The 26,657-nt window shown below is 73.5% G+C and carries 24 protein-coding genes; 13 read left to right on the top strand and 11 right to left on the bottom strand.

The features are described 5' to 3' along the window. Nucleotides 1-116 precede the first annotated feature (116 nt). From ACZ5FU_RS00445 to ACZ5FU_RS00430, 4 genes are all read right to left on the bottom strand, one after another. Complete coding sequence (locus tag ACZ5FU_RS00445; RefSeq protein ID WP_469044026.1) at nt 117-1,538, bottom strand: hypothetical protein; 1,422 nt, start codon at nt 1,536-1,538, stop codon at nt 117-119. Beyond that, nucleotides 1,520-2,260, bottom strand: a complete 741-nt coding sequence (locus ACZ5FU_RS00440) for an ABC transporter ATP-binding protein (protein ID WP_451526319.1) — start codon at nt 2,258-2,260, stop codon at nt 1,520-1,522. Before ACZ5FU_RS00440 ends, ACZ5FU_RS00445 begins: the two co-directional genes overlap by 19 nt. Nucleotides 2,261-2,507: 247 nt before the next feature. Further along, entirely contained in the window at nt 2,508-3,872 is a 1,365-nt protein-coding gene (locus ACZ5FU_RS00435; RefSeq protein ID WP_451526320.1) for an aspartate aminotransferase family protein, read from the bottom strand. Between the two features lie 19 nt (nt 3,873-3,891). After that, nucleotides 3,892-4,407, bottom strand: coding sequence for an Lrp/AsnC family transcriptional regulator (locus ACZ5FU_RS00430; protein ID WP_363091985.1), 516 nt, complete (start codon nt 4,405-4,407; stop codon nt 3,892-3,894). 170 nt (nt 4,408-4,577) lie between these two features. Between ACZ5FU_RS00430 and ACZ5FU_RS00425 the strand changes: the two genes are divergently transcribed. From ACZ5FU_RS00425 to ACZ5FU_RS00405, 5 genes are all read left to right on the top strand, one after another. Beyond that, nucleotides 4,578-6,017 (top strand): gamma-aminobutyraldehyde dehydrogenase, encoded by a 1,440-nt coding sequence (locus ACZ5FU_RS00425; RefSeq protein WP_469044025.1) that lies wholly within the window; start codon nt 4,578-4,580, stop codon nt 6,015-6,017. Nucleotides 6,018-6,812: 795 nt separating this feature from the next. Continuing rightward, the gene (locus tag ACZ5FU_RS00420) at nt 6,813-7,181 is read left to right on the top strand and encodes a sortase-dependent protein (RefSeq protein ID WP_451526322.1); all 369 of its coding nucleotides are present in this window, start codon (nt 6,813-6,815) and stop codon (nt 7,179-7,181) included. Then, the gene (locus ACZ5FU_RS00415; RefSeq protein WP_451526323.1) at nt 7,178-7,807 is read left to right on the top strand and encodes a class F sortase; all 630 of its coding nucleotides are present in this window, start codon (nt 7,178-7,180) and stop codon (nt 7,805-7,807) included. The genes ACZ5FU_RS00420 and ACZ5FU_RS00415 overlap by 4 nt, the downstream gene beginning before the upstream one ends. Next, nucleotides 7,804-8,295, top strand: a complete 492-nt coding sequence (locus ACZ5FU_RS00410) for an RNA polymerase sigma factor (protein ID WP_451526324.1) — start codon at nt 7,804-7,806, stop codon at nt 8,293-8,295. Before ACZ5FU_RS00415 ends, ACZ5FU_RS00410 begins: the two co-directional genes overlap by 4 nt. Beyond that, complete coding sequence (locus ACZ5FU_RS00405) at nt 8,279-8,794, top strand: hypothetical protein (RefSeq protein ID WP_451526325.1); 516 nt, start codon at nt 8,279-8,281, stop codon at nt 8,792-8,794. Before ACZ5FU_RS00410 ends, ACZ5FU_RS00405 begins: the two co-directional genes overlap by 17 nt. Before the next feature lie 285 nt (nt 8,795-9,079). Here ACZ5FU_RS00405 and ACZ5FU_RS00400 read toward each other — a convergent pair whose 3' ends face one another. Together ACZ5FU_RS00400 and ACZ5FU_RS00395 are read right to left on the bottom strand one after the other, a co-directional pair. Next, a complete protein-coding gene (locus ACZ5FU_RS00400) occupies nt 9,080-10,336 on the bottom strand; it encodes an SLC13 family permease (RefSeq protein ID WP_451526365.1) in 1,257 nt (418 codons plus the stop codon). A gap of 86 nt (nt 10,337-10,422) precedes the next feature. Further along, the gene (locus ACZ5FU_RS00395; protein ID WP_469044023.1) at nt 10,423-11,364 is read right to left on the bottom strand and encodes a hypothetical protein; all 942 of its coding nucleotides are present in this window, start codon (nt 11,362-11,364) and stop codon (nt 10,423-10,425) included. Between the two features lie 172 nt (nt 11,365-11,536). On the opposite strand from ACZ5FU_RS00395, the gene ACZ5FU_RS00390 reads away from it, so the two are divergent. Further along, complete coding sequence (locus ACZ5FU_RS00390; RefSeq protein ID WP_451777310.1) at nt 11,537-12,061, top strand: hypothetical protein; 525 nt, start codon at nt 11,537-11,539, stop codon at nt 12,059-12,061. Here ACZ5FU_RS00390 and ACZ5FU_RS00385 read toward each other — a convergent pair. From ACZ5FU_RS00385 to ACZ5FU_RS00375, 3 genes are all read right to left on the bottom strand, one after another. Beyond that, a complete protein-coding gene (locus ACZ5FU_RS00385) occupies nt 12,054-13,217 on the bottom strand; it encodes a serine hydrolase domain-containing protein (protein ID WP_468644951.1) in 1,164 nt (387 codons plus the stop codon). The two genes, ACZ5FU_RS00390 and ACZ5FU_RS00385, sit on opposite strands and share 8 nt — an antisense overlap. Nucleotides 13,218-13,416: 199 nt before the next feature. Continuing rightward, nucleotides 13,417-14,127 carry a glycerophosphodiester phosphodiesterase gene (locus tag ACZ5FU_RS00380; protein WP_451526329.1) on the bottom strand — a complete coding sequence of 237 codons (711 nt, stop codon included), beginning with the start codon at nt 14,125-14,127 and terminating at the stop codon, nt 13,417-13,419. 38 nt (nt 14,128-14,165) lie between these two features. Further along, complete coding sequence (locus ACZ5FU_RS00375) at nt 14,166-15,248, bottom strand: adenosine deaminase (protein ID WP_468645027.1); 1,083 nt, start codon at nt 15,246-15,248, stop codon at nt 14,166-14,168. Between the two features lie 654 nt (nt 15,249-15,902). Here ACZ5FU_RS00375 and ACZ5FU_RS00370 point away from each other — a divergent pair. Beyond that, nucleotides 15,903-16,730, top strand: a complete 828-nt coding sequence (locus ACZ5FU_RS00370; protein ID WP_451526330.1) for a DUF4190 domain-containing protein — start codon at nt 15,903-15,905, stop codon at nt 16,728-16,730. Between the two features lie 48 nt (nt 16,731-16,778). On the opposite strand, the gene ACZ5FU_RS00365 is transcribed toward ACZ5FU_RS00370, so the two are convergent. Further along, nucleotides 16,779-17,336 carry an NADAR family protein gene (locus tag ACZ5FU_RS00365; RefSeq protein ID WP_469044020.1) on the bottom strand — a complete coding sequence of 186 codons (558 nt, stop codon included), beginning with the start codon at nt 17,334-17,336 and terminating at the stop codon, nt 16,779-16,781. A 211-nt stretch (nt 17,337-17,547) separates the two neighbouring features. Between ACZ5FU_RS00365 and ACZ5FU_RS00360 the strand changes: the two genes are divergently transcribed. The 6 genes from ACZ5FU_RS00360 (at nt 17,548) to ACZ5FU_RS00335 (ending at nt 24,771) form a co-directional block, all read left to right on the top strand. Continuing rightward, nucleotides 17,548-19,092: a gamma-aminobutyraldehyde dehydrogenase gene (locus tag ACZ5FU_RS00360; protein ID WP_468644947.1), complete on the top strand. Its 1,545-nt coding sequence runs from the start codon at nt 17,548-17,550 to the stop codon at nt 19,090-19,092. 61 nt (nt 19,093-19,153) lie between these two features. Next, complete coding sequence (locus tag ACZ5FU_RS00355) at nt 19,154-20,404, top strand: ABC transporter substrate-binding protein (protein ID WP_451526333.1); 1,251 nt, start codon at nt 19,154-19,156, stop codon at nt 20,402-20,404. 4 nt (nt 20,405-20,408) lie between these two features. Next, entirely contained in the window at nt 20,409-21,560 is a 1,152-nt protein-coding gene (locus tag ACZ5FU_RS00350) for an ABC transporter ATP-binding protein (protein ID WP_469044640.1), read from the top strand. Then, nucleotides 21,560-22,489: an ABC transporter permease gene (locus tag ACZ5FU_RS00345; protein ID WP_451526334.1), complete on the top strand. Its 930-nt coding sequence runs from the start codon at nt 21,560-21,562 to the stop codon at nt 22,487-22,489. Before ACZ5FU_RS00350 ends, ACZ5FU_RS00345 begins: the two co-directional genes overlap by 1 nt. Further along, entirely contained in the window at nt 22,489-23,289 is an 801-nt protein-coding gene (locus tag ACZ5FU_RS00340) for an ABC transporter permease (RefSeq protein ID WP_451526335.1), read from the top strand. Before ACZ5FU_RS00345 ends, ACZ5FU_RS00340 begins: the two co-directional genes overlap by 1 nt. A 48-nt stretch (nt 23,290-23,337) precedes the next feature. Continuing rightward, the gene (locus tag ACZ5FU_RS00335; protein WP_469044018.1) at nt 23,338-24,771 is read left to right on the top strand and encodes an NAD(P)/FAD-dependent oxidoreductase; all 1,434 of its coding nucleotides are present in this window, start codon (nt 23,338-23,340) and stop codon (nt 24,769-24,771) included. Nucleotides 24,772-24,961: 190 nt separating this feature from the next. Here ACZ5FU_RS00335 and ACZ5FU_RS00330 read toward each other — a convergent pair whose 3' ends face one another. Next, on the bottom strand, nt 24,962-26,593 hold the full coding sequence (locus ACZ5FU_RS00330) for a PucR family transcriptional regulator (protein ID WP_469044016.1): 1,632 nt from the start codon (nt 26,591-26,593) through the stop codon (nt 24,962-24,964). Between the last annotated feature and the right edge of the window lie 64 nt (nt 26,594-26,657).

Raw genomic sequence — 26,657 nt, 5'->3', positions numbered from 1 at the left:
GGGGCAGACCCGGGAGCCGCGCGGAAGTCATCGGTCGCCGGAGAGGTTTTCCGCGCGGATTTTCGGCTGCCCCGACCGCCCCGGGCGCCCCGGCCGCGCTGACTGCCCCGGGCGGCTCAGGGGGTCAGTGGGAGGGCGGCGAGCGCCGCCACGGTCAGCGTGAGCGGGACGAACAGCGCGGCCAGCGCGGCGGCCCGCAGCGCCGCCGCGCTGCGCAGCGCCGTGGACGGGGCGCCGAGGCGGAGCAGGGCGGCCGTCGTGCCGGCGCGGGCCTGGCGGGCCTCGACGGCGGCCGTGAGGAGGGTGGCGAGGGCGCAGCCGGCGACCAGGGCCGCGCCGAGGGCGGCGAGCGGGCCGAAGGACGGGTCGGCGGGCTCGCGCAGCACGGCCATGGTGTACGCGCCGGAGACCACCGCGCACAGGATGCCCAGGGGGGCGCCGATGCGGGACGCCTCCTCCATCAGGCCGCGGCCGGCGAGGAGGCGGAGGGCGCCGGGGCGGGCCGACTGCAGGGCGCGGCCGCAGAGATGGGTGAGGCCGGGGCCGGCCACGGCGAGGCCGATCGCGGTGAGCGTCCAGCCGACCAGGACCGCGGTGGGGCCCGTGGGGCCGCCGGGGAGGGTGACCTGGTGGCCGGGGGTGCGGCCGGCGTACGCCTCGACGGCGAGGCCGGCGGCGAGGAGGGCCGCGCCCCAGGGGAGGCCGGTGGGGTCGGGGCGCGGGGGGTCGTGCGGGGCGCCGCCGGGGTCGTGGGGCGGGATCTCCCGGGCCGCGCCGTCCCCGCCGGGGGCGGCCGCGGTCACCGTGCGACGGGGGCCCAGGGTGTCACCGTCCCCGTCCGGCGCCGCCGTGGCCGTGGTGTGACGGGAGCGCCGGGCGCCGGCGTCCGGGGCGGGCGCGGCCACGGCCCGGTGGGCCTGCCTCGCGCCGAACCTGCCGTACGCGCCGAACGTCTCCCGGACGCCCGCGGAGACGGTGAAGCGGCGCAGGGCCAGGCCCGCGCCCCGGGCGGTCCCGGCCGGCCGGGCGTCCCGGGGGCGGAGCGCCAGGGCCACCGTCAGCGAGGCCGCCGCGGGGGTCAGGGCCAGGAGGGTGAGGGCGGCGGGCAGGGGGAGCGGTACGTCCGCCGCCAGGAAGGACGCCGCCGCTCCGTCGAAGGGCATGCCCGTGAGGTCGCCGCGGAGGTGGAGGAAGAGGAGCAGGGCCAGCATCGAGCCGAGCGCGGTGGACAGGGCCGTCGTGGCCGCCGAGATCGCCATCAGGCGGGCGGGACCCAGGCCGATCGCCGCCAGGCCGGGCCGGGGCCGGGTGCCCGGGTCGGTGCGGGCGACCGCGAGGGCGAAGTGGACGGCGGCGGCCAGCGGGACCGCGCACCAGGCGAGCCGGAGCGCCGATCCTCCCGGGGAGCCGGGGTGGCCCAGGGCGTGGCCGAGGGTGCCCAGCAGCAGGAATCCGGTGCCGGCCGAGGCCGTCGCGACGAGCAGGCGGCGCAGGTGCACGGCCGGTCGGGCGCTGCGGGTCAGGCGGAGAGCGAGCACGTCGCCCGGCCCTCCGACTCGGTGACCGGCGGCAGGTGGACGGTGCGCACCCGGCGTCCGTCCAGGAGCGGGACCGTGCGGTCGGCGAGGGCCGCGGTCTCGGCGTCGTGCGTGGCCAGGACCACGGTGATGCCGTGCGAGCGGGCCGCCGTGGTCAGCGTGCGCAGCACGTGGCCGCGGTCCGCCCGGTGCAGGGGGGCCGTCGGTTCGTCCGCGAAGAGGACGGACGGGGCCGGGGCGAGGGCGCGGGCGATGCACACGCGCTGGCGTTCCGCCTGGGTCAGTTCGTGGGGCCGCAGGCGGTGCCTGTCGCCGACGTCCAGGCGTTCCAGCCACTCCAGGGCGGTGGCCTTGGACCGGCGGCGGCTGGTGCCGCGCAGCATCAGGGGCAGGGCCGCGTTCTCCCAGACGTTCAGCTCCGGCACGAGCGCCGGCGCCGGGTCGATCCAGCCGAAGCGGTCGCGGCGGAGCCGTTCGCGGGCCATCGGGCCCATGGTGTGCACGGGGACGCTGTTGAACCACACCTCGCCGCGCTGGCCCCGGGTCAGCCCGGACAGGCAGTGCAGCAGGGCCGTCTTGCCGCTGCCGCGCGGGCCGGTGACGGCGAGGATCTCGCCCTCCCGCACGCCGAGCGACACGCCGCCCAGCGCGGGGGAGCCGTCGGGGTGCGTGTAGTGCAGGGCACGTGCCCACAGCACGTCGTTGTCCGGCGGGGCCTCCATGGGCGTACACCTTCGTTCAGATCCGTAGTTCCCGTGCCGTTCCCCCGTCCGGGGGAACGAAGGCAGGGCCGATCGGTCACTGGAACGCTAGGCAGCCCGGGTCGGGCATCCGGACAGCACACGGCCCCGGGCCGCCGTTTCTCACTCGAACGGACGGCACCGGGGCCGGTGTTGATCACCTGAAAGGAAGATCCCCACGGCTCGGCCGGGGATCGGGACCCCCGGGGACAGGGTCCCCGGGGGGAGGTCAGAGCTTCGTCCACGCCTCCGTCAGCGTGGCGCGCAGGATCTGCTCGATCTCGTCGAAGGTCTCCTGGTTCGATATCAGCGGCGGGGCGAGCTGGACGACCGGGTCGCCGCGGTCGTCGGCACGGCAGTACAGGCCGTTGTCGAAGAGCGCCTTGGACAGGAAGCCGTACAGGACGCGCTCGGTCTCCTCCTCGGTGAAGGACTCCTTCGTCACCTTGTCCTTGACCAGCTCGATGCCGTAGAAGAAGCCGTTGCCGCGGACGTCGCCGACGATCGGCAGGTCGTGCAGCTTCTCCAGGGTGGCGCGGAAGGCGCCCTCGTTGTCGAGAACGTGCTGGTTCAGGCCCTCGCGCTCGAACAGGTCGAGGTTGGCGAGGCCCACGGCCGCGGAGACCGGGTGGCCGCCGAAGGTGTAGCCGTGCAGGAAGGTGTTGTCGCCCTTGTAGAACGGCTCGGCCAGGCGGTCGGAGATGATGCAGGCGCCGATCGGGGAGTAGCCCGAGGTCATGCCCTTGGCGCAGGTGATCATGTCCGGCACGTAGCCGAACTTGTCGCAGGCGAACATCGTGCCGAGGCGGCCGAAGGCGCAGATGACCTCGTCCGACACGAGCAGCACGTCGTGGCGGTCGCAGATCTCGCGGACCCGCTGGAAGTAGCCGGGCGGGGGCGGGAAGCAGCCGCCGGCGTTCTGGACCGGCTCCAGGAAGACCGCGGCGACGGTGTCCGCGCCCTCGAAGAGGATCTGCTGCTCGATCTGGTCGGCGGCCCAGCGGCCGAAGGCCTCGGGGTCGTCGCCGAAGATCGGGGCGCGGTAGATGTTGGTGTTCGGGACCTTGTGCGCGCCCGGCACGAGCGGCTCGAAGGGGGCCTTGAGGGCCGGCAGGCCGGTGATGGACAGGGCGCCCTGCGGGGTGCCGTGGTAGGCCACCGCGCGCGAGATGACCTTGTGCTTGGTGGGCTTGCCGGTCAGCTTGAAGTACTGCTTGGCGAGCTTCCAGGCGGTCTCGACCGCCTCGCCGCCGCCGGTGGTGAAGAAGACCTTGTTCAGGTCGCCGGGCGCGTGGTGGGCGAGGCGTTCGGCCAGCTCCACGGCCTTGGGGTGGGCGTAGGACCACACCGGGAAGAACGCCAGCTCCTGCGCCTGCTTGAAGGCGGTCTCGGCCAGTTCCGTGCGGCCGTGACCGGCCTGGACCACGAACAGGCCCGCGAGGCCGTCGAGGTAGCGCTTGCCCTTGTCGTCGTAGATGTGGGTGCCCTCGCCCCGGACGATCGTCGGCACGGGGGCGTTCTCGTACGAGGACATGCGGGTGAAGTGCATCCACAGGTGGTCGTACGCGGTGCGGCTGAGGTCCTTGGAGCTCACGGTTATCGGGTCCTCACGGTTATCGGGTTCCCCACATGTAGGTCTGCTTCTTGAGCTTCAGGTAGACGAAGCTCTCGGTGGAGCGCACGCCGGGCAGCGCACGGATGCGTTTGTTGATGACGTCGAGCAGGTGGTCGTCGTCCTCGCAGACGATCTCGGCGAGGACGTCGAACGAGCCCGCGGTCATCACCACGTACTCGACCTCCGCCATGTCGGTCAGCGCGTCGGCGATCGCCTCGGTGTCGCCCTCGACGTTGATCCCGACCATCGCCTGCCTGCGGAATCCCACGGTGAGCGGGTCCGTGACGGCGACGATCTGCATCACGCCCTGGTCGAGCAGCTTCTGGACGCGCTGGCGCACGGCCGCCTCCGACAGGCCGACGGCCTTGCCGATCGCGGCGTACGGCCGGCGGCCGTCCTCCTGGAGCTGCTCGATGATGCCGAGACTGACGGCATCCAGGTGCGGGGTGCCGTTCTTGGACTCGCGGGAGTCCCGGTGCTCTGCGCTTCGACTGGCCACGGGGTCACTCTGCACGACGTATCGACAGTTACGCAAGGCGCGGGCGATGAAATTCGTTGTTTACGTGACTGAGACTTGCGGATTTCGCAGTGGTGGCGCGATCGGGGGTGTTGAAAACGTCGGTGTGCCGATTAGGGTGGGTGTCTCATCCATTGGACAGTTCGACCCTGCACAGGAGGCCGGCAGTGAGCACGGAGCTGCGCACCCTACGGAATTACGTCGCCGGTGAGTTCCGGGACGCCGCCGACGGACGGACCACCGAGGTGGTCAACCCCGCGACGGGCGAGGCGTACGCGACGGCACCGCTGTCCGGCCCGGCGGACGTGGACGCGGCCATGGAGGCCGCCGCGGCCGCCTTCCCGGCGTGGCGCGACACCACCCCCGCCGAGCGGCAGAAGGCCCTGCTGAAGATCGCGGACGCGTTCGAGGAGCGCGCCGAGGAACTGATCGCCGCCGAGGTGGAGAACACCGGCAAGCCGATCGGCCTCACGCGGTCCGAGGAGATCCCGCCGATGGTCGACCAGATCCGCTTCTTCGCGGGCGCGGCCCGGATGCTGGAGGGGCGCTCGGCCGGCGAGTACATGGACGGCATGACCTCGATCGTCCGCCGCGAGCCGGTCGGCGTCTGCGCGCAGGTCGCGCCGTGGAACTACCCGATGATGATGGCCGTGTGGAAGTTCGCCCCGGCGATCGCGGCGGGCAACACGGTCGTCCTCAAGCCCTCGGACACCACCCCGGCCTCCACCGTCCTGATCGCCGAGATCGTCGGCTCGATCCTGCCCAAGGGCGTCTTCAACGTCGTGACCGGCGACCGCGACACCGGCCGCCTGATGGTGGAGCACCCGATCCCGGCGATGGCGTCCATCACCGGTTCCGTGCGCGCCGGCATGTCCGTCGCCGAGACCGCCTCCAAGGACCTCAAGCGCGTCCACCTGGAGCTGGGCGGCAAGGCGCCGGTCGTCGTCTTCGAGGACACCGACATCGCCAAGGCCGTCGAGGACATCTCCGTGGCGGGCTTCTTCAACGCCGGCCAGGACTGCACGGCGGCCACCCGCGTCCTCGTCCAGGAGGCCATCCACGACGAGTTCGTGGCGGCGCTGGCCAAGGCCGCGTCCGAGACGAAGACCGGGCAGCCGGACGACGAGGACGTGCTCTTCGGCCCGCTGAACAACCCCCACCAGCTCCAGCAGGTCAGCGGCTTCATCGAGCGGCTGCCCGCCCACGCCAAGGTCGAGGCGGGCGGACAGCGGGTCGGCGACAAGGGCTACTTCTACGCCCCGACCGTCGTCTCCGGCCTCCGGCAGGACGACGAGATCATCCAGAACGAGGTCTTCGGGCCGGTCATCACCGTCCAGTCCTTCACGGACGAGGACCAGGCGGTCGAGTGGGCCAACGGCGTCGACTACGCCCTCGCCTCCTCGGTGTGGACCAAGGACCACGGCCGCGCGATGCGGATGTCCAAGAAGCTCGACTTCGGCTGTGTGTGGATCAACACCCACATCCCGCTGGTCGCCGAGATGCCCCACGGCGGCTTCAAGAAGTCCGGCTACGGCAAGGACCTGTCGGGCTACGGCTTCGAGGACTACACGCGGATCAAGCACGTGATGACGTCGCTGGACGCGTAGGCCTCCGGCGGTCGCGGGGGGCGGCACCGGCGTGCGCCGTGCCGGCCCTGTCCGGGTCGGCCCTGTCCGGGTCGGCCCTGTCCGGGTCGGCCCGTGCCGGCCCTGTCCGGTTCGGACCGAACTGTGCCGCATCGGCTCGAGCCGGTCCGGCCTGTGCCGGCTCGCGTCGGTCCGGTCGGTCCACCTGTGCCGGTCCGGGCGGCCAGGGATCGCGTCGTGCCGGCCCGGGGCGGTTCACGCCGCACTGGTCCGTGCCGGTCTGCGCCGTGCGGGACCGTACCGGTCCGGGCCGTCAGGGGGCACCCCGTGCCGGCCTGCGCCGGTTCACGTCCCGTTGGTCCGTGCGGGTTCGGGCCGGGGCGCGAGGGGTCGCGTCGCGGCTGTCCGGTCTGCGTCGCGCCGAGTCGTGTGGGGCCGAGTCGTGCCGGTTCGGTCCGTCGTGAGGCGTGCCGGTTCGGTCCGTGTGAGGCCGTGGTGGTTCGGTCCGTGCCGGTTCGGTCCGTGCGGGGCCGTGGTGGTTCGGTCCGTGCGGGGCCGTGGTGGTTCGGTCCGTGGTGGGGCGTTCGGAGTGGACCGGGTGCGGTGCTCCGGGTCGGTGCCTGGTGGTTCGGCCCGTCCGGGGTCCGGTCGTCGTGTGTCACCGCCCCGGACGGGTCGCCCGTCCGGGGCGGCGCCGTGTGTCCGTTCCGGGCCGCCCACGGCTTTGCCATCTCTTTACAACCTGTGTTCCCGCTGTCTCGTCTCTCCGCTCGATCCGTCACGCAGCCCGTGCGGACCGACGAAGGAGAGCGACACATGCGATTCGTACACCGAACCGGCCTCGGCGCCCTGGCATTCGCGGGCACCGTCCTGCTGATCGGCGCGGGGCCCGCGTCCGCCGACGGGGGGACGCCGACGCCCGTCCCGTCCGTCCCCCCGGCCACCGCCCCCACCACCGCTCCCGCCCCCTCGGAGGCGACGCCGGTGACCGAGCCCACCGTGATGCCGGGCTCCCGCGACCAGGTCTCCGTCGTTCCCCGCGGCGCCGCCGACACCGGTGAGGCGGGGACGGCCGCGTCGTCCTCCGGCGCCGGCGCCGTGATCGGCGGCGGGGCCGCCGCGGCCTTCGCCGTGGCCGGCGCCGGGGTCTACGTGCTGCGGCGCCGGAGGACGACCGGCGCATGAGTCCGTACTCCAGGCGCGCCTTCCTCGCCGCGGCCGGCGCCGGCCTGCTCGCGGGCTGCGCCGGCGGTCGTCCGGCCGGCCGGACCCCGGGCGCACCGTCCGCCGCGCCGGTCACCTCGCCCGCCTCCTCGCCGGGTTCCCCGGCGGGGGCGGCGCGTCCGCCGGTGCGTTCGGCACCCGTGGCCCTGCGGATCCCGGCCATCGGGGTCGACACCCCGGTCGTACGGCTGGGTCTGCGGGCCGACGGCAGGGTGGAGGTGCCCGCCGTCACCGCCGACGACCGGGCCGGCTGGTACCGGTACTCGCCGACGCCCGGCCAGACCGGGCCGTCGGTGATCCTCGGCCACGTCACGGTCGGCGAGCACGGCGACGGCGTCTTCCGCCGGCTCGACCGGCTGCGGCCCGGCGACGGGATCACGGCGCGCCTGGAGAACGGCACGAGCGTGGACTTCGAGGTCACCGCCGTACGGACCGTCGGCAAGACGGAGTTCCCCACGACCGACGTCTACGGGAACGTGGACCGGCCCGAGCTGCGTCTCATCACCTGCGGCGGCCCGGTCACCGGGGACGGGTACCGCGACAACGTGATCGTGTTCGCGGTCCTGACCTCCGCGGGAGAACGGTGAAGCGATCCCGCGAGAGGGCGGCGGCCGAACTCTTCGCCGCCCTCTACCCGCGTCTGGCCGGCTGGTGCCGCCGGCTCGTCGACGACGACGAGACCGCCCACGAGATCGCCTCGGAGGCGTTCACCCGGCTCTGGGCCCGCTGGACGGCCGTCGCCGAACCGCAGGGCTTCCTCTACGTCACCGCGGCCAACCTGGTCCGCGACCACTGGCGCAAGTGCGAACGCGAACGCCGGGCCGTGCGCCGGGCGACCGTGGAGGCCGCGGTGAACCCGCCCGCCCCGCCCGCCGACCCGTCGGTCCGGCTGCTCGTGCAGTCGCTGCCCGACCGGCTGCGGGTGCCGATCCTGCTGCACTACTACGCTGACATGCCGATCCGGGAGGTCTCCGCGCTCACCGGGCGCAAGGAAGGAACCGTCAAGGCCGATCTGCACGCGGCCCGCGAACTGCTCCGCGCACACCTGGGGAGAAGCCTTGATCACGTACGCTGACGACGCCGGCGACGGCACGCGCGACTCCGACGACCCGCTGACCGTCGTCCTGCGGCCCCCCTCCGGTCACCTCGCCCCGCCGCCCGGCCACTACGAGGCGGTCCGGCGCGGGGCCGCCCGCCGCCGGCTGCTGCGGGCCGCGGTGGGAGTGGGCGCGACCTGCGCGGTCGCCACGCTCGTCGTCCTGCCGCTGCGCCCGGGCGGGCCGGACGGGCCGGCCGTCCCGGCGGTGCCGATGGCCCCGCCGCCCGCGAGCAGCCCCCCGGCCGCGCCGACCCCGTCGACGTCACCGGCGCCCACCTCGGACCCCGCCCGCGAGACCCTGCCCTCCACCCCCGCCACCGCGCTGCCCGTGCCCCGCCCCGGCCGCACCGATGTGCGACAGGGGACCACGCCGGTCCCGTCCGAGTCACCCCGGCGGGTCACACCGTCACCGTCACCGTCCACCGAGCCGGGCACGTCGTCGCGCGCGCCCTCGGAGGCCGCCACGCGCCGGTGACGTCGGTCCACGCGCCGCGCCCGTGCGGGTGCGGCGCCGACGGGCCGGACACCGGCACCCCTTCGTCGCGGGCCGGCCGGAAGCGTTGTCCCGGCTGTCGGCTGTCGGCTGTCGGCTGTCGGTGTCGAACGCTGGTGTCGGGACCTGGCATCGGTACGGAGGTGAGGGCGGGGTCCGTGCCGGGGGCCGCGTCCGGACGAGAGGCTCAGGCGGGACCGCCGGAGCCGGCCCCGGCGCGGCGCGGGCCGGAGACGCCCGGCCCGGGGGCGGGCCGCCCGGTGCTTCTCACCGGGTGAGCGCCAGCGCCGCGACCGACGCCGTCACCGCCGCCACCGTGAGGACCGCACCCGTTCCCATCAGGCGGGCCGGCGGCACCCGTACGCCGTGGGCGTGGCAGCGTTCGTACCAGAGCAGGGTGGCCAGGGAGGCCCACGGGGTGATCAGCGGGCCGGCGTTGGTGCCGATCAGCAGGGCCAGCAACTGGTCGTGGTTGGCCAGGGGGACGGCCGCCTCTCCCGCCAGGTAGACGGGGAGGTTGTTGAGGGCGTTGGACATGCCCGCGCCGACCGCCGCCGCGCGGAACATGCCCGCGAGGCCGCCGTCGTCGCCGACCGCGGAGGCCAGCAGGGTGTGCAGGCCGTGGGCATTGACGGTCTCCACGACCAGGAACATGCCGGGGACCATGACCAGCAGCCGCCACGGGATCAGGGAGAGCCGCAGCGCGGCCCGGTCGCGCACCGCGAACGCCGCGACGACGACCGCGGCGGCCGTCGCCGAGGCCAGCCACAGCTCCACGTCCGCGACCAGGATCGCCAGCAGGAACCCGCCGCAGGCCAGCGCACAGGCGCGGAACAGCACAGGGTCGGCAGGCCGGTGCGGACCGGGCGGGACATAACGGTCCGCGCCCCGCGCGTCCGGACGGTCCTCGGGCCGTACGTCCGCCGCGAGCGCCGCGCCCGGGCCCGTACCCGGGACCCTCTCGCCGGGTACCGGCGCGCCCCGTCGTCCCCGCCGCCAGTAGAACCCCCACAGGCAGGCCGCCGTCACCGCGATCGCCGCGAGCTGCGGGGCCCACATGCGGCCCGCCAGCCCCAGCGGGGACAGCGCGACCCGGTCCGCGGCCAGCAGGTTCGTCAGGTTGGAGACGGGCAGCAGCAGGCTCGCCGTGTTGGCGAGCCAGACCGTGGTCATCGCCAGGGGGACGGCCGCGATGCCGACGCGGGCGGCCATCGCCAGCATCACCGGGGTGAGGAGGACCGCCGTGGTGTCGAGGTTCAGGGCGACGGTGGTGACCGAGGCGAACGCCACGCAGAGCAGGAAGAGGAGCGGGTACCGGCCCCGGCCGGCACGGGCGATCCGGGCCGCGACCACGTCGAAGACCTCGGCGCGGCTGGTCAGCTCGGCGAGCACGACCACCGTGCCGAGGAACGCCACCAGCGGGGCGACACGGGTCATCGCGTCCGAGGCCGGGCCGGTGGGGAGCAGACCCGTGGCCACGCAGGCCAGTCCGGTCGCCAGGAGGCCGATCGCCACCCGGTCCAGTGTCTGAAGACGTCGCAAACCGAACACGCACGAAAGGGTCGCACATCCGCGCCCGTCGACGTCGGGGGCCCTGGCGGCGGGCGGGCTCAGTGGCCGTGCGGGGTCTCCTCGTGGGAGCCGGAGCCGGAGTCGGTCGCGGGTGCCGGCGCGTCGCCCGTCCGTACCGTGAACGCCGCGGTGCGGACCGTCCCGTCGACCTTGAAGTCGAGGAACAGCCGGTAGGTGCCGGCGCTGGGCGCGGTGGCCGCGAACGACACCTCGGGTCCGGACCTCTCCCCGCCCTCGGCCTCCTCGTGCGGGTGGACGTGCAGGTAGGCCAGGTCGCCGGAGCGCAGGGCGACCAGGTGGCCGTAGGCGCCGAGGTAGGGCTCCAGGTCGGTGACCGGCCGTCCGTCCCGGCGGACGGTGAAGGCCAGGTCGCTCTCGCCGCCCGCGGCGAGCCTGCCCTCCAGGGCGACGGTGTAGCCGTCGACGGTGACGGTCGCCGCGGGCGCGGGCGCCCGGCTCGCCCGGTACGGGCCGGTGACCGTCAGGTCGGAGCCGAGGGTGAGGCCCTCGTCCCCGCCGGCCGGCACGAAGTCCGCGAAGACGCGGTAGCCGCCCGCGGCGGGCAGGTCCACCGGTGTGCTCCAGGTGCCGTCGGCGGCCCGGACGGGATGCAGGTGGCGGTACGTCGTCAGCTCGCGCGAGGCGACGATCAGGTGCAGCTGCTTGCCGTGCGCGCTCTCGTAGCGGGTGACGGGCTCGCCGTCGGCGTCCCGGACGACGAGGCGCAGGCCGCTCCTCCCCGCCGGCACGGCGGTGGTCTCCAGGTCCAGGGAGTAGCCGCCCTGGGAGACTTGGAGACCGGCGGGGAGGAGCTCCCCGGCCGGGGGCTCCGCGGCCGGCTCCGGGCTGTGGCCCTCGGTGTGCCCGACGGCCGCCGTCGGCGGGTCGGCCGGGCCGAGCACGGTGCCGACCCCGTAGGCGGTGCCGAAGGCCGCGGCCAGCGCCGCCGTGAACGCGCCGATCTTCTGCAGGGGGTTCATACCGGGCTCCCGACTCGTCTCTCTTCGTCCGTCCGTCATGGATACCCATGGGGGGTATCCATGACGGCACTCTATACCCCCTCCGGGTATAGGGAAAGTCGGCGGCTCGGGTGGCGTCACGCATGCCGGCCCCGTTTTGAACACGTTCAACTCGTGGGCGTACGCTGCCCGCATGAGCGACAGAGCCGCCCTGCTCCGGGGCATCCGAGTCTGGCTTGTCATCTTCGTCGTCTGCCTGGTGCTCAGCGGCGCCACGGCCTTCCCCCTGGTGCACGAACTGCACTGGACCGAGGACCTGCTGCGGTCCCTGTCCGTGCCGGAACACCTCCCCGCCCTCATGGACTGGATCGTGCGGGTGCGGCAGGGGCTCGACGTCGTCGACGCCGAGTACCCCTTCGTCCTCTACGGCACCGACTGGCTGGCCTTCGCGCACCTCGTCATCGCGGTCGCCTTCTACGGCCCCTACCGGGACCCGGTCCGCAACGTCTGGGTCGTCGAGTTCGCGATGATCGCCTGCGCCGGGATCATCCCGCTGGCCCTGGTCTGCGGGCCGATCCGCGGCATCCCCCCGTGGTGGAGCGTGCTGGACATGTCGTTCGGCGTCCTCGGCGTGATCCCGCTGTACGTCGTGCGGCGGAAGATCAAGCGACTGGAGGCGCTCACCGCCCCCGACGGCCGGCCCGTGGCCGCTACTTGAGCGCGGCGAGGGCGATGCGCTCGGCCACCGGGTTCATCCCCTCGCCCTTCGCGTCCGTCGCGTTGACCGACTGGACGAGGGTCCGGCTCAGGTCCCGGGTCCCGGCGACCACCGTGTGGTATCCGTACCGGCCGCCCGTCTTGAGCCAGTAGACCCGGCCGCCGTACTCGAACCGCTGGAGCCCGGCGCTGTAGGTGGCCCCCTCGATGTGCGCCGGGAGCGTGAACATCTCGCGCAGTTGGGGCCGCGGCACGATCCGCCCCCCGAACAGGGAGGTCAGCAGGCGCTCCAGGTCCGCGGTCGTGGAGATCATGTCCCCGGCCGCGAACCGGTCCGCCTGGTTCCACTCGGTGACGTCGACGAACCCGGTCGTCCCGTCGGCCCTCCTGACGGTCTGGTAGCCGTGGTGGTGCGGACCGGCGATGCGCGGGTCGGTGCCGGGGAAGTACGTGTCACGCATCCCGGCGGGTGCCAGCACCAGTCCGGTGGCCGCGGAGGCGTACGACCGCCCGGTCACCTTCTCGATCAGCAGGCCGAGGATCGTGTAGTTGATGTTGAGGTAATGCTGCTTCGAGCCGGGATCGAACTCCGGTCCCTTCGCCGCCGCCGACGCCACGACCGCCCGCGGTGCGAGCGTGTCGAAGCGGTGGGCGTACAGCTCGGCGAAGGTGTCGCCGAGACCGTCGCCGGCCGGGATGCCGCTGGTGTGGTTCAGCAACTGCCGTACGGTGACCGGCCGGAAGTCCCTGCCGAGGAGACCGGGCAGATAGCGCTGGACGGGCCGGTCCAGGTCGACCCCACCGCGTGCCGCGAGCTTCAGCACGGCCGCCGCGGTCACCACCTTCGTCACCGACCCGGCCCGGAAACGGGCGTGCGGGTCGGCTCGGTGGCCACTCGCCAGGTCGTGCACGCCGGCGCTGCCCCGCCAGGTGCCGTCGGTGCCGCCCACCCGGACCAGGGCCGCCGTCGCGTCCCCGTTCGGCAGCCCGGCGACCGCCTCGCGCAGGGCCCGCGTGTCGAGGCCGCCGGGGCGCGGATCGGCCGGGGCGGACGCGGCCGGAGGGGACGCGGCGACGGCGGGGACCACCAGCGGGCCCGCCCCGAGGGCGAGCACCAGGGAGGCGGCCAGGGCGACGGTACGGCGGCGAGTGCGCATGCGGGAGGCTCCTGGGGGATCGGCGTCGGATGCGTGCTCATCCTGCGGTCTCCCGGCGACGGCCGGATCGTCACCCGGGAGGGTGTCCGACCCCGGACTGTCCCGGAGCAAGTGGCTGATGTGACAGGGGTGTCGTCGGGGACCGCCCCCTAAGGGCTCCCGGCCGGTCCGCTCCCGGCCGGTCCGCTCCCGCCGCCGGTCAGCCGCGCCGGTCGGCCGCCGGTCGGCTCCCGTCGCGGAGGGCCCGCAGGACGTCGACGCGGTTGGTGGTGATCGAGTCGACGCCGAGACCGATGAGCCGGCGCATGGAGCGGCGGGTGTCCGGGGTCCACACGGACAGCAGCCGGCCGTCCCGGTGGACCCGGTCGGCCAGGTCGCGGTCGACCAGGGAGAAGCGGTAGTTGAGCCAGCGGGGCCCGACCGCCGCCAGCAGCGCGGGCCGCGGCGGGGCCAGGCTCGTGCAGGTCAGCGCGATCTCGGCGGACGGGTCGGCGGCCCGGACGGCGAGCATCGCGCCGGCGCCGGCGCAGTAGTAGACGCGCTCCGCCGCCCCGGCCTCACGGACGGCGTCCACCACCCGGCGCGCCGTCCGCACCTCCCGGGTGCCCGGCAGGTCGATCATCACCCGGCTGCCCCCGGTCGCCGCCAGCGCCTCCGCGAGCGTCGGCACCCCGCCCCCCGTCAGCCCGCGCACCTCGGCCGCCGACAGCGACAGCAGCGGCCGGTCCTGCTCCCACAGCCGCTTCAGCGTCTCGTCGTGCAGCAGCACGGGCACACCGTCCCGGGTGAGCCGCACGTCGATCTCGACGGCGTCCGCGCCCCGGTCGAGCGCGGAACGCAGCGAGTCGAGGGTGTTCTCACGGACGCGGTAGGGGTCGCCGCGGTGGGCCACGGCGGTCACGGTCTGCATGGGCCCATTGTGGTGGCGGCCGGAGCGCGGGACGACCGTCAGGGGGCGAGCCACTCCGTGGTGTACCGGTCGATCTCGGCGGTGATCCTCGCCTTGCCGGGCCCGTCGAGGAAGGACGCCTCGACGGCGTTCCTCGCCAGGTCGGCCAGTCCGCGCTCGTCCAGGTCGAGGAGGCGGGCGGCGACGCCGTACTCGTTGTTCAGGTCGGTGCCGAACATGGGCGGGTCGTCGGAGTTGATCGTCACCAGCACGCCCGTCGCGACGAAGTCGCGCAGCGGGTGCTCGTCGAGGGTGCGGACCGCGCGGGTGGCGATGTTGGACGTCGGGCACACCTCGAGCGCGACACGGTGCTCGGCGAGGTGGGCGAGGAGCTTCTCGTCGCGCGCGGAACTGGTGCCGTGCCCGATGCGTTCGGCGCGCAGATGGGTCAGGGCGTCCCACACCGTCTCCGGACCGGTGGTCTCCCCCGCGTGCGGCACGGACCGCAGCCCGGCCGCGATCGCCCGGTCGAAGTAGGGCTTGAACTGCGGGCGCGGTACGCCGATCTCGGGCCCGCCCAGGCCGAAGGAGACCAGCCCCTCGGGGCGCAGCCGGTCGTCGGTGGCCAGTCGCGTCGTCTCCTCGGCAGACTCCAGACCGGCCTCGCCGGGGATGTCGAAGCACCAGCGCAGGATCGTGCCGAACTCCGACTCGGCAGCCTTGCGGGCGTCCTCGATCGCGTCCATGAAGGCGCGCTCGTCGATGCCGCGGCGGGTGGAGGAGAAGGGGGTGATGGTCAGCTCGGCGTAGCGCACCTGCTGGCGGGCCAGGTCGCGGGCCACCTCGTACGTCAGCAGCCGGACGTCCTCCGGGGTGCGGATCAGGTCGACGACCGAGAGGTAGACGTCGATGAAGTGCGCGAAGTCGGTGAACGTGAAGTAGTCGACCAGCGCCTCCGGGTCGGTGGGGACCTTGGAGTCGGGGTGGCGGGCGGCGAGTTCGGAGACGATCCGCGGGGAGGCCGATCCGACGTGATGGACGTGCAGTTCGGCCTTGGGCAGGCCGGCGATGAAGGCGTTCAGGCTCAAGGGGTCCTCCCCGGGACGGCACCCCGGGCCGCGCGGGCCGGCGAGGGTGCGGATGATCGGCTGATCGGTGGGACGGCATCATCGTAGGCGGACGGGCCGGGGGAGGAACCAGGGCCTCGACGGGCGGGGGGCGGAACCAGGGCCCGGACGGTCCGGGAGACGGTGGCTGTGGCTGTGGCTGTGGCTGTGGCTGTGCTGCCGGCCTCCTGCGGAGCCGGGCGTGGGGCACCGTGCCGTCGGACGCAGGGGCGTCGGGGCGCCGGGTCCAAGGGCGAGGGGTGTCGGGGCGCCGGGTCCAAGGGCGAGGGGTGTCGGGGCGCCGAGGCGTCGGGTCCAAGGGCGTCCGCCCCGCGTGGCGTCCGGCCCCGCGTGGCGTCCGGTTCCGGACCGCGCGGCCGGTCCGGCCGTTTCCCCGCCCCGCCTCCGCCTGCCCGTCCGGCCTTCGGCTGCCCGCCTCGCCTCCGGCCCACCTGTCCGGCCTCTGCGCGTCTCCGGCCTCTGCGCGTCTCCGGTCACTTGCCCCGCCTTCGCCCGCACCGCCTCCGACCACCCGCCCATCTCTCCTCCGTCCGACCTGCCCGGCCTCCACCCGTCCGCCCCGCCTCCACCCGCCTCATCTCCGCCCGCCCGCCTCGCCTCCGGCCGCCCGCCGGCGTGCGCCGGACAGGCCCTAGCATTGCGGGACGCACGACAGAGGGGGTCCCGCGCATGTCCGACGACGTACCGGGTGGTCCGGCCGGCGATCCGTCCCACGACCCATGGGCAGCGCCCGGCTCCGTGCCCGAGGGCACCGAGGGGCCGCAGTACGCCCACGTCCCCCTGGACGAGCCGGACGGCGGGAGCGCGTCCGCCGACCCCGACCCCTGGCCCGCCCCCGCCCCGGCCGCGGACCACGGCTCCGGCGTCACCATCGCCGCCGGCGAGGTCCCCCTGCCGCGGGACCTCGTGCCGCCCTCCGTCCACGACCAGCGGACGGTGACCTCGCTGCCCGGCGTGACGCCGACTCCCCCCGTCGGCACCTCCGGGGGCGACGCCCCGTTCGCTTCCTTCCCGCCGCCCCGCCCCGGTACCGCGTCGCCCGTGGCGTCTCCCGGCCCCTTCGCCCCGCCCGCCGACGGGGCGGTGCCACCGCCGCCGATATCCCCCGACGGGCCCGGACAGGTGCCGTACGGCTACCCCGGCGGCTACGGTCACCCGGGCCCGCACGGCTACGGCGCCACCCCGAGTCACGGCGCCGCCCCGACCTACGGCGGCGCCCCGGGCCACTACGGGTGGCCCGGCATGCCGCCGGCCCCGAGCAACGGCATGGGGATCACGGCGATGGTCCTCGGCATCGTCGCCGCCGTGGGCTTCTGCCTCTGGCCGGTCGCGATCGTCGTGGGCGTCCTCGCCCTGATCTTCGGGCTGATCGGCAGGAGCAAGGCCGACCGGGGCGAGGCCACGAACCCGGGACAGGCCCTGGCCGGCATCATCTGCGGGGCCGTCGGGCTGGCCCTCGGGGTGGGCCTGGCTGTACTGCTCATCGTGGCGCCGTAGCCGTAGCCGTAGCCGTAGCTGTAGCAGCCATGGGGACGGCCCTCCCGTTCACGCCCCCCGCAGCCGCAGTCTCGCCTCCATCAGTGCGAAGCCCAGCAGGTTGAGGCCCCTCCAGCGCTCCGGGGCCGTCGCGGCCTCGTCGTCCGCGGCGAGGCCGATGCCCCAGACGCGGTCCACGGGGCTCGCCTCCACCAGCACCCGCTCGCCCGTGCCCAGCAGGTACCCCCGCATCCTCGGGTCCGCGCCGAACTTGTGGACGCTGCCCTCGACCACGATCCGGAACCGTTCCCGCTCCCAGACCGCCTCGTCGAAGCCGCGCACCAGCCGCCCCGCCTTCTTCGCCTCGGAGGGATGGCCGGCGGCCAGCGCCCGCCGCTCCGCCTCCGCGTCGCCGAACAGGCGGGCCTTGCCGGCCATCATCCAGTGCTCGGCCGTGCGGTACTCCACGCCGGCCACGGTGAACGGGGACGGCCACCACTGGCTCAGGCAGCTCGGGCCCACCTCTCCGTCGGACCGCGCACGGTGGCCCCAGAAGTGCAGATACTTGATTCTCGCCCCCGTCCGGACCTCCCTGATCAGGGCTTCCCGGGAATCGATCTTCGCCATGCGTTCCACTGTGGCACGCGCCACGGACAGTGCGTCTCTCCTTTTCCGGTCCGACTCGACACCTGGTCGACAGATTCCGTCGCGTAACCAAAAGGCAACAACGGAATCACTTGTTGGCGACCTATTGCTCTGTCAGGATCGGCACTCAAATCAGGCTGGAGCTACGTCACCCGCCCCCGTGGACATCGGGGCGAAGGCGGAGGAGAGCGACATGCAGAACCCGGGAAGCACCACCCCGGACCCACTCGGCCGGTTTCCCGCGCGGGAACGTTTCGCGGACGGCACCCAGTACATCGCGGGCCGCCTCCGCCCGGGCACGTCCGGCCGCACGCACGCCGTGACCGACCCGGCCACTGGGGAAGAGGTCCTCACCCACGAGCTCGCCGGGACGGACGACGTCGACGCGGCCGTGGCCGCGGCCCGGGCCGCCTTCCCGGCCTGGGCGGGCGCCACCCCGGGCGAGCGCTCCGACGCCCTGCACCGCTTCGCCGCCGTCCTCGCCGAACAGGCCGAGGACCTCGCCCGCGCCGAGTCCCTCCAGTGCGGCAAGCCGCTGAAGCTGACCCGCGAGTTCGACGTCCCCGGCACCGTCGACAACACCGCCTTCTTCGCGGGGGCCGCCCGGCACCTGCAGGGCCAGTCGGCCGGCGAGTACTCCGGCGACCACACCTCCTACGTACGGCGCGAACCCGTCGGGGTCGTCGGCTCCGTCGCCCCCTGGAACTACCCCCTCCAGATGGCCGCCTGGAAGATCCTCCCGGCGATCGCCGCGGGCAACACGATCGTGCTCAAGCCCGCCGAACTCACCCCGCTCACCTCCCTCCTCTTCGCGCAGGCGGCGACCGCGGCGGGCATCCCCGACGGGGTGGTCAACATCGTCACCGGGACCGGGCGGGAGGCCGGCGAGCGCCTCGTCGGCCACCCCGACGTGGCCATGACGTCCTTCACGGGGTCCACCGCCGTCGGCAGGCGGGTCGCGGAGATCGCCACCGCCACCGTGAAGCGGCTGCACCTGGAGCTGGGCGGCAAGGCGCCCTTCGTCGTCTTCGACGACGCCGACCTGGACGCCGCCGTGCAGGGCGCGGTCGCCGGCTCGCTCATCAACACCGGACAGGACTGCACGGCCGCCACGCGCGCGTACGTGCAACGCCCGCTCTACGAGGCGTTCGTCGAGCGGACGGCCGCCCTGATGGAGACCGTCCGGCTCGGCGACCCCTTCGCCCCGGGCACCGACCTCGGGCCGCTGGTCTCGCACGTCCAGCGCGACCGGGTCGCCGCCCTCGTCGACCGGGCGCGTGCCCACGCGCGCGTGGTGACCGGCGGCGGGGCCCCTCGGGGAGATCTCGAGAACGGCGCGTACTATCTCCCCACCCTGATCGCGGACGCCGCACAGGACAGCGAGATCGTCCAGTCCGAGGTCTTCGGGCCGGTCCTCGTGGTCCTCCCCTTCGACAGCGACGACGAAGGGATCGCGCTCGCCAACGACACGCCGTACGGACTGGCCGCCTCGGCGTGGAGCCGGGACGTCTACCGGGCGAACCGGGCGACGCGCGAGATCAAGGCCGGGTGCGTGTGGGTCAACGACCACATCCCGATCATCAGCGAGATGCCGCACGGCGGACACAAGGCGTCCGGCTTCGGCAAGGACATGTCCCTGTACTCGTTCGAGGAGTACACCCAGATCAAGCACGTCATGTTCGACAACACCGCGGTGGTCCGCAAGGACTGGCACCGCACCGTCTTCGGGGACCGGTAGTCACACAGTCACGAACGCGGCCGCCGACCGGGCCGCATCCTCCCGAAAGGGCACCACGCGCATGGAGCAGCAGTACGAGCCAGACCGCCTGACCCCGCCCCAGGCGGCCGCCCTGCGGCGCAGTCTCCGCAACGGCAGGGCGGCCATGACCCGCCGGTCGCTGCTGCGCGCCTCGGCGGGCGGCGCCCTGGCCCTGGGCGGTCTCGGGGCGCTGAGCGCCTGCGGGATCCCCGCGGCCGGCAAGACCGAGGGCGGCACGTCCGCGGAGGACCACTCGGCGCGGGAGAAGACCGTCCGCTTCTCCAACTGGACCGAGTACATGGACGTCGACGAGGCGGGCAAGAACCACCCGACGCTCGACGCGTTCACGAAGCGGACCGGGATCAAGGTCGAGTACACCGAGGACATCAACGACAACAACGAGTTCTTCGGCAAGATCAAGCCGCAGCTCGCCGCGGGCCAGGACACCGGCCGCGACATCCTCGTCCTCACCGACTGGCTGGCCGCCCGCCTCATCCGCCTCGGCTGGGTCCAGAAACTGGACCCGTCCCACCTGCCACACGCCTACGCCAACCTGTCCGGCCAGTTCCGCACCCCCGACTGGGATCCCGGACGGGCCTACTCCTACCCCTGGCAGGGCATCTCCACGGTCATCGCCTACAACAAGAAGGCGCTCGACGGCATCGAGGTGAAGTCCGTCTCCGACCTCCTCGACAACCCCAGGCTCAAAGGCCGCGTCGGGTTCCTCACCGAGATGCGCGACAGCATCGGCATGACCCTGCTGGACATGGGCAAGGACCCGGGGAAGTTCACCGACGACGACTACGCGGCGGCCGTCGCCCGGCTCCAGAAGGGCGTCGACAGCGGCCAGATACGCCGCTTCACCGGCAACGACTACACCTCGGACATCACCAGCGGCGACTTCGCCGCCTGCATCGCCTGGGCCGGTGACGTCGTCCAGCTCAAGGCCGACAGCCCGGACGTCGACTTCCTGATCCCGGACAGCGGCTACATCACCTCCAGCGACAACATGCTGGTCCCCAACAAGGCGCGTCACAAGACGAACGCCGAGCGGCTCATCGACTACTACTACGAGCCGGGGCCGGCCGCCGAACTCGCCGCCTACATCAACTACGTCTGTCCCGTCGACGGCGTGAAGGACGAACTGGCGAAGATCGACGAGGACGCGGCGAACAACCCGCTGATCCTTCCCGACAAGGCCACGCAGGCCAGGTCGCACGCCTTCCGCTCGCTGAGCGCGAAGGAAGAGACAGCTTATGAAGCGCAGTTCGCGAAGCTCACCGGGGCGTGACGAGATGAAGACGACGACCAGCACCGGCGGCGACGTCCGCCTCACCGGCATCAGCAAGACCTACGGCTCCTTCACCGCCGTCCACCCGCTCGACCTGACCGTCCCCCAGGGCTCCTTCTTCGCCCTGCTCGGCGCCTCCGGCTGCGGCAAGACCACCACCCTGCGCATGATCGCCGGCCTGGAGGAGCCCACCGCCGGGACCGTCCACCTCGGCGACCAGGACGTCACGGCCCTCCCGCCCTACAAGCGGCCCGTGAACACCGTCTTCCAGTCCTACGCCCTCTTCCCCCACCTCGACATCTTCGAGAACGTCGCCTTCGGTCTGCGCCGGCGCGGCGTCAAGGGCGTCAGGAAGCAGGTCGAGGAGATGCTGGAACTGGTCCAGCTCGGCGAGCAGGCCCGCAAGAAACCGCATCAGCTCTCCGGCGGCCAGCAGCAGCGCGTCGCCGTGGCCCGCGCCCTCATCAACCACCCCCGGGTGCTCCTCCTCGACGAGCCCCTCGGCGCCCTCGACCTAAAGCTGCGCCGCCAGATGCAGCTGGAGCTCAAGCGCATCCAGACCGAGGTCGGCATCACCTTCGTGCACGTCACGCACGACCAGGAGGAGGCCATGACCATGGCCGACACGGTCGCCGTGATGAACGCGGGCCGCGTCGAGCAGCTCGGCTCGCCCGCCGACCTGTACGAGAACCCGCGCAGCACGTTCGTCGCGAACTTCCTCGGCACCTCCAACCTCATCGAGGCCGAGGTCGACTCGGCCGGCGGCGAGGACATCGTGCTGAGGGCCGGCGGCGGCAAGCTCGTGCTGCCCGCGGCCCGCTGCGCCGCGCCGGCCACCACCGGCGGCAAGGTGCTGGTCGGCGTCCGCCCCGAGAAGATCTCCCTCACCCACGCCGACGACGCGGGCGGCGTCCCGGAGGGCCGCAACCGCGTCACCGGCACGATCGCCGCCGGCTCGTTCATCGGCGTCTCCACGCAGTACGTCGTCGACAGCGCCGTCTGCCCCGAGCTGGAGGTCTACGTCCAGAACGTCGACCGCGACCCCCGGCTGGTCCCCGGCGCGGAGGTCGTCCTGCACTGGAGCCCGGCCCACACCTTCGGCCTGGACGCCGCCCAGGCCATCGACGCAGGGCTCGAAGAAGAGGCGGCGCTGTGATGGCGACGCTCACCGAGGCGCCACCGCCGCTCTCCCCGGCCGAGCCGGGGAGGAAGCCGCCCCGCCGGCGCGGCCGCCTGACGCCGTACTGGCTGCTGCTGCCCGGCATGCTCTGGCTGCTGGTCTTCTTCGCGCTGCCGATGGTCTACCAGGCCTCCACGTCCGTGCAGACGGGCTCCCTCGAAGAGGGCTACAAGGTCACCTGGCACTTCGCGACCTACTGGGACGCGCTCGGCGACTACTGGCCGCAGTTCCTGCGCTCGGTCCTGTACGCGGCCGCCGCCACGGTCATGTGCCTGGTGCTGGGCTATCCGCTGGCCTACCTGATCGCCTTCCGCGCGGGCCGCTGGCGCAACCTGATCATGGTCTTGGTGATCGCGCCGTTCTTCACCAGCTTCCTGATCCGCACCCTCGCCTGGAAGACGATCCTCTCGGACGGCGGGCCCGTCGTCGGCGCCCTCGACGCGCTGCACGTGCTCGACGTGACGAGCTGGCTCGGCTGGACCTCGGGGGACCGGGTGCTGGCCACACCGCTGGCCGTGGTCTGCGGTCTGACGTACAACTTCCTGCCGTTCATGATCCTGCCGCTCTACACCTCGCTGGAGCGCATCGACGGACGGCTGCACGAGGCGGCCGGCGACCTGTACGCCCGGCCCGTCACCACCTTCCGCAAGGTCACCTTCCCGCTGTCGATGCCGGGCGTGGTCTCCGGCACGCTGCTGACCTTCATCCCGGCGTCCGGCGACTACGTCAACGCCGAACTCCTCGGCTCCACCGACACCCGCATGATCGGCAACGTCATCCAGACGCAGTTCCTGCGGGTGCTGGACTACCCGACGGCCGCGGCCCTGTCGTTCCTCCTCATGGCCGCGATCCTTCTCATGGTCACCTTCTACATCCGCAGGTCGGGGACGGAGGACCTGGTCTGATGCCCTTCGTCAACTGGTTCAAGAGGAATCTCGTCGTCATCGCGGGCCTTCTGACGCTCGCCTACCTGCTGCTGCCCAACGTCGTCGTCACGGTGTTCTCCTTCAACAAGCCGAAGGGACGCTTCAACTACGCGTGGCAGCAGTTCTCCACGGACGCCTGGAAGGACCCCTGCGGGGTCTCCGGGCTCTGCGGATCGCTGTCGCTCAGCCTCCAGATCGCGCTCTGGGCGACCCTCGGCGCGACCGCGCTCGGCACGGCCATCGCCTTCGCGCTCGTCCGCTACCGCTTCCGCGCGCGCGGCGCCGTGAACTCGCTGATCTTCCTGCCCATGGCCATGCCCGAGGTCGTCATGGCGGCCTCGCTGCTCACCCTGTTCCTCAACATGGGGGCGCGGCTGGGATTCTGGACGATCCTCATCGCCCACATCATGTTCTGCCTCAGCTTCGTCGTGACGGCCGTCAAGGCGCGCGTGATGTCGATGGACCCGAGGCTGGAACAGGCGGCCCAGGACCTGTATGCCGGCCCGCTGCAGACCTTCCTGCGGGTCACCCTGCCGATCGCCGCGCCGGGCATCGCCGCGGGCGCGCTGCTCGCCTTCGCGCTCTCCTTCGACGACTTCATCATCACCAACTTCAACGCGGGCTCGACCGTCACCTTCCCCATGTTCGTCTGGGGCTCGGCGCAGCGCGGAACGCCCGTCCAGATCAACGTCGTCGGCACGGCCATGTTCCTCGTCGCCGTCCTGCTCGTGCTGACCTCCATGGCCGTCACCCACCGCCGCAAGAAGCAGAAGGCCTGAATCCCGCCTTCCGTGTCCGCCGAGAGCCCGCCGTAGGGAGTTGACATCATGGCCCCGAGCGCCATGAGCCGTGGCAGAGACCATCACTGGACGACCTCGCTCGCGCAGGCGCGGCCGGTCCCGTACTGGCTGGAGGATCCGGGCAGGCCCCGCCCCGAACCCGCGCTCACCGACGCCACGACCTGCGACCTGCTGGTCGTCGGCGGCGGGTACAGCGGACTGTGGACCGCGCTCGTCGCCAAGGAGCGCGACCCGCAGCGGGACGTGGTGCTGCTGGAGGGCCGCGAGGTGGGCTGGGCCGCCTCGGGCCGCAACGGGGGCTTCTGCGCGGCCTCCCTCACCCACGGCCTGGCCAACGGGCTGACCCGCTGGCCGGACGAGATCCACCGGCTCGAGGAACTGGGCGCGCGCAACCTCGACGAGATCGAGGCGGCGGTCGCCCGGTACGGCATCGACTGCGACTTCGAGCGCACCGGCGAGATCGACGTGGCGACCGAGCCCTACCAGGCGCGCGAACTGCGCGAGTGGTACGAGGAGATCGAGAGCAGGGGCCTCGCCCGGGGCATCGAGTTCCTCGACGGCGACGCCGTGCGCGAGCAGGTCGCCTCACCCACCTTCCGGGCGGGGCTGTACGACCGCCGCGGCGTGGCCATGCTCCACCCGGCCAAGCTCGCGTGGGGCCTGAAGCGGGCGTGCCTGCGCCTCGGCGTCCGCGTCCACGAGCACACCCCCGCGCTGACGCTGAAGCCGTACGGCGCGGGGATGGCCGTCCGCACCCCGTACGGGCGGGTCCGCGCGCGGCAGGTCGCGCTCGGCACGAACGTCTTTCCCAGCCTGGTCAGACGGGTCCGCGCCTACACCGTGCCCGTCTACGACTACGCGCTGATGACCGAACCGCTGAGCGCCGGACAGCTCGACGCGATCGGCTGGAGGAACCGGCAGGGCCTCGGCGACAGCGCCAACCAGTTCCACTACTTCCGCCTCTCCGTCGACAACCGCGTCCTGTGGGGCGGCTACGACGCGATCTACCCCTACGGCGGCCGGGTGCGCGCCGAGTACGACGACCGGCCGCAGACGTACGCCAGACTCGCCGAGCACTTCTTCACCTGCTTCCCCCAGCTGGAGGGGCTGCGCTTCACGCACGCGTGGGGCGGCGCGATCGACACCTGCTCGCGCTTCTCGGCCTTCTTCGGCACGGCCCACCACGGCAAGGTGGCGTACGCGGCCGGCTACACCGGGCTCGGCGTGGGCGCGACCCGGTTCGGCGCCGAGGTGATGCTCGACCTGCTGGCGGGCGAGCCCACCGAGCTGACCTCGCTGGAGATGGTCCGCAGGAAGCCGCTGCCCTTCCCGCCCGAACCGTTCGCCTGGACCGGCATCGCGCTCACCAAGTGGTCGCTGGCACGGGCGGACACGCACGACGGCCGGCGCAACCTGTGGCTGCGGACCATGGACCGGCTCGGGCTCGGCTTCGACAGCTGACGGCCCCGACGGAGTGAGCCGGCGCCCCCGGGCGCACGTGCCGGTTCACTCCGTCGAGGACGTCCGACCCGCGTCGTGCCGGCCGGGGCCTCTGCCCGGGGCAGGGACGACGGCCCGGCCCTCCCCCCGGTCCGTGAGCGGGGCCGGTGGTGTCCGGCTCGCCGCCGGCCGTCCGGCTCGGCGCCCCGCGCTACTGCGGTGCCGTCGCCTTCAGGGCCAGCCACAGCTCCATCCGCACGTCCGGGTCGTCCAGGGAGCGGCCGAGGATCTCCTCCACGCGGCGCATGCGGTAGCGCAGGGTGTGGCGGTGCACGCCCAGGTCGGCCGCCGCGGCGTCCCACTGGCCGTGGCGGGAGAGCCACGCGCGCAGGGAGGCCACCAGGTCGCCCCGGCCCGTCGCGTCGTGCTCGCGCAGGGCCCGCAGCAGGCCGTCGGCGAAGGCCTTCACCGCGTCGTCCGCGAGGAGCGGCAGGACCGAGCCCGCCGCGAGCCGCTCGTGCTCCACGAGGACCCGTCCCCGGCGCCGCGCCACCGACAGCGCCTGCTCGGCCTGCTTGTACGCGGCCGCCGCGGCGATCGGACCGGCCGGCGCGGACAGACCGACGACCGGTTCGTCCGCCTCGCCCTCCGGTCCGGACGCGCGCGCCTCCTCCAGCGCCACCCCGTAGGAGGCGACGGCCGCGACCGCCGCGCCCCCGTCGGCGGCCAGCACCACCAGCCGCTCGCCCTCGGGCACCACCAGCACGGTCTCCCCGGACCGGGCGGCCGCCGACTCCACGACCTCGGCGAGCCGGCCCGCCGGGTCCCCGGCCCGGTCGGCGGAGCCGGGCACGCGCGCGTGCGAGGACGCCTCGGCGTGCGCCCGCGCGGACGCCGGCTCGGCCACCAGCACCCGGAACGGAGCGTCCAGCAGACCGCCGTACAGGTCACCGGCGACGGCCCGCGCGTGGTCGGGCTCGCCCGCCAGCAGCATGCGCAGCACCGCCACCCCGATCCGCTGCTCCGCCGCCTGGAGCGAGCGGGAGCGTTCCGTGGTGAGGGTCAGCAAGGCGATCGCCGAATGGACCGCGTAGCGCTCCGCCGTGCCGAGCGTCGACGCCGTGCCGACCGCGAGGGCGGCCCGCGGACGGCGGCCGGTCCCCAGGGAGTGCAGTTCGACCCGGTCGTCGTGGTCGGAGTGCTCCGGACCGCCGACCACCGCCGAGGCCGGCGCCGGACGCTCCCGCAGCCTCTCCACGTCCGCCGTGAGCCGCGCGGCCCGCCGCCCCGCCCACTCCGGCGCGCTCGCGACGACGGCGCCCGAGGCGTCGTAGAGTGCGGCCCAGCCGTCGACCTGGGAGGCGAGGGCGGCGAGCAGACCCTCCGGGCCGTCGGCCAGCGCCTGCCGGGTCAGCTCCCGCTGGGCCGCGAAACCGGCCGTCACCGCCCGGTACTGGTCGGCCGCGATCGCCGCCGACACCTCCTTGCTGATGGCGAGGAACGGCGTGCGCCGGGGCACCTCCAGCAGGGGCAGCCCCTCCTCCTCGGCCGCGTCCACGAGGGCCCCGGGGATCTCCTCGTAGGCGACGCCGACGGCGAAGCCGATCCCGACCACCCCGGCCCCGGCGAGCCGCCGCACGTAGCGCCGCATCGCCTCCGGGTCCTCCGCGTCCAGCTTCAGCGCGGTGATCAGCAGCAGCTCCCCGCCCTCCATGTACGGCACGGGGTCGGCGAGTTCGCTGACGTGTGCCCAGCGCACCGGTACGTCCAGGAGGTCCCCGCCCGCCCGCACGGTCAGCTTCAGCGCGGAGTGGTGGACGAGCGAGGCGAGCGTGGGGGGCATGGGACCTTCAGGTCTGAGGCGGACGCGCGGGCGGTCGACCGGGTGATCTTTTGGCCGCTTCGTA

This window comes from Streptomyces sp. NPDC031554, assembly GCF_055580685.1.
This window is presented reverse-complemented; position numbering and strand designations above follow the sequence as displayed.

What these genes read in the sequence shown, in the direction of transcription:
- ACZ5FU_RS00440 (WP_451526319.1), bottom strand. Translation starts at nt 2,260, where the DNA reads ATGGAGGCCCCGCCGGACAACGACGTGCTGTGGGCACGTGCCCTGCAC.
- ACZ5FU_RS00420 (WP_451526322.1), top strand. Translation starts at nt 6,813, where the DNA reads ATGCGATTCGTACACCGAACCGGCCTCGGCGCCCTGGCATTCGCGGGC.
- ACZ5FU_RS00415 (WP_451526323.1), top strand. Translation starts at nt 7,178, where the DNA reads ATGAGTCCGTACTCCAGGCGCGCCTTCCTCGCCGCGGCCGGCGCCGGC.
- ACZ5FU_RS00395 (WP_469044023.1), bottom strand. Translation starts at nt 11,364, where the DNA reads ATGAACCCCCTGCAGAAGATCGGCGCGTTCACGGCGGCGCTGGCCGCG.
- ACZ5FU_RS00390 (WP_451777310.1), top strand. Translation starts at nt 11,537, where the DNA reads ATGAGCGACAGAGCCGCCCTGCTCCGGGGCATCCGAGTCTGGCTTGTC.
- ACZ5FU_RS00385 (WP_468644951.1), bottom strand. Translation starts at nt 13,217, where the DNA reads ATGCGCACTCGCCGCCGTACCGTCGCCCTGGCCGCCTCCCTGGTGCTC.
- ACZ5FU_RS00380 (WP_451526329.1), bottom strand. Translation starts at nt 14,127, where the DNA reads ATGCAGACCGTGACCGCCGTGGCCCACCGCGGCGACCCCTACCGCGTC.
- ACZ5FU_RS00370 (WP_451526330.1), top strand. Translation starts at nt 15,903, where the DNA reads ATGTCCGACGACGTACCGGGTGGTCCGGCCGGCGATCCGTCCCACGAC.
- ACZ5FU_RS00365 (WP_469044020.1), bottom strand. Translation starts at nt 17,336, where the DNA reads ATGGCGAAGATCGATTCCCGGGAAGCCCTGATCAGGGAGGTCCGGACG.
- ACZ5FU_RS00360 (WP_468644947.1), top strand. Translation starts at nt 17,548, where the DNA reads ATGCAGAACCCGGGAAGCACCACCCCGGACCCACTCGGCCGGTTTCCC.
- ACZ5FU_RS00355 (WP_451526333.1), top strand. Translation starts at nt 19,154, where the DNA reads ATGGAGCAGCAGTACGAGCCAGACCGCCTGACCCCGCCCCAGGCGGCC.
- ACZ5FU_RS00350 (WP_469044640.1), top strand. Translation starts at nt 20,409, where the DNA reads ATGAAGACGACGACCAGCACCGGCGGCGACGTCCGCCTCACCGGCATC.
- ACZ5FU_RS00345 (WP_451526334.1), top strand. Translation starts at nt 21,560, where the DNA reads ATGGCGACGCTCACCGAGGCGCCACCGCCGCTCTCCCCGGCCGAGCCG.
- ACZ5FU_RS00340 (WP_451526335.1), top strand. Translation starts at nt 22,489, where the DNA reads ATGCCCTTCGTCAACTGGTTCAAGAGGAATCTCGTCGTCATCGCGGGC.
- ACZ5FU_RS00335 (WP_469044018.1), top strand. Translation starts at nt 23,338, where the DNA reads ATGGCCCCGAGCGCCATGAGCCGTGGCAGAGACCATCACTGGACGACC.
- ACZ5FU_RS00330 (WP_469044016.1), bottom strand. Translation starts at nt 26,593, where the DNA reads ATGCCCCCCACGCTCGCCTCGCTCGTCCACCACTCCGCGCTGAAGCTG.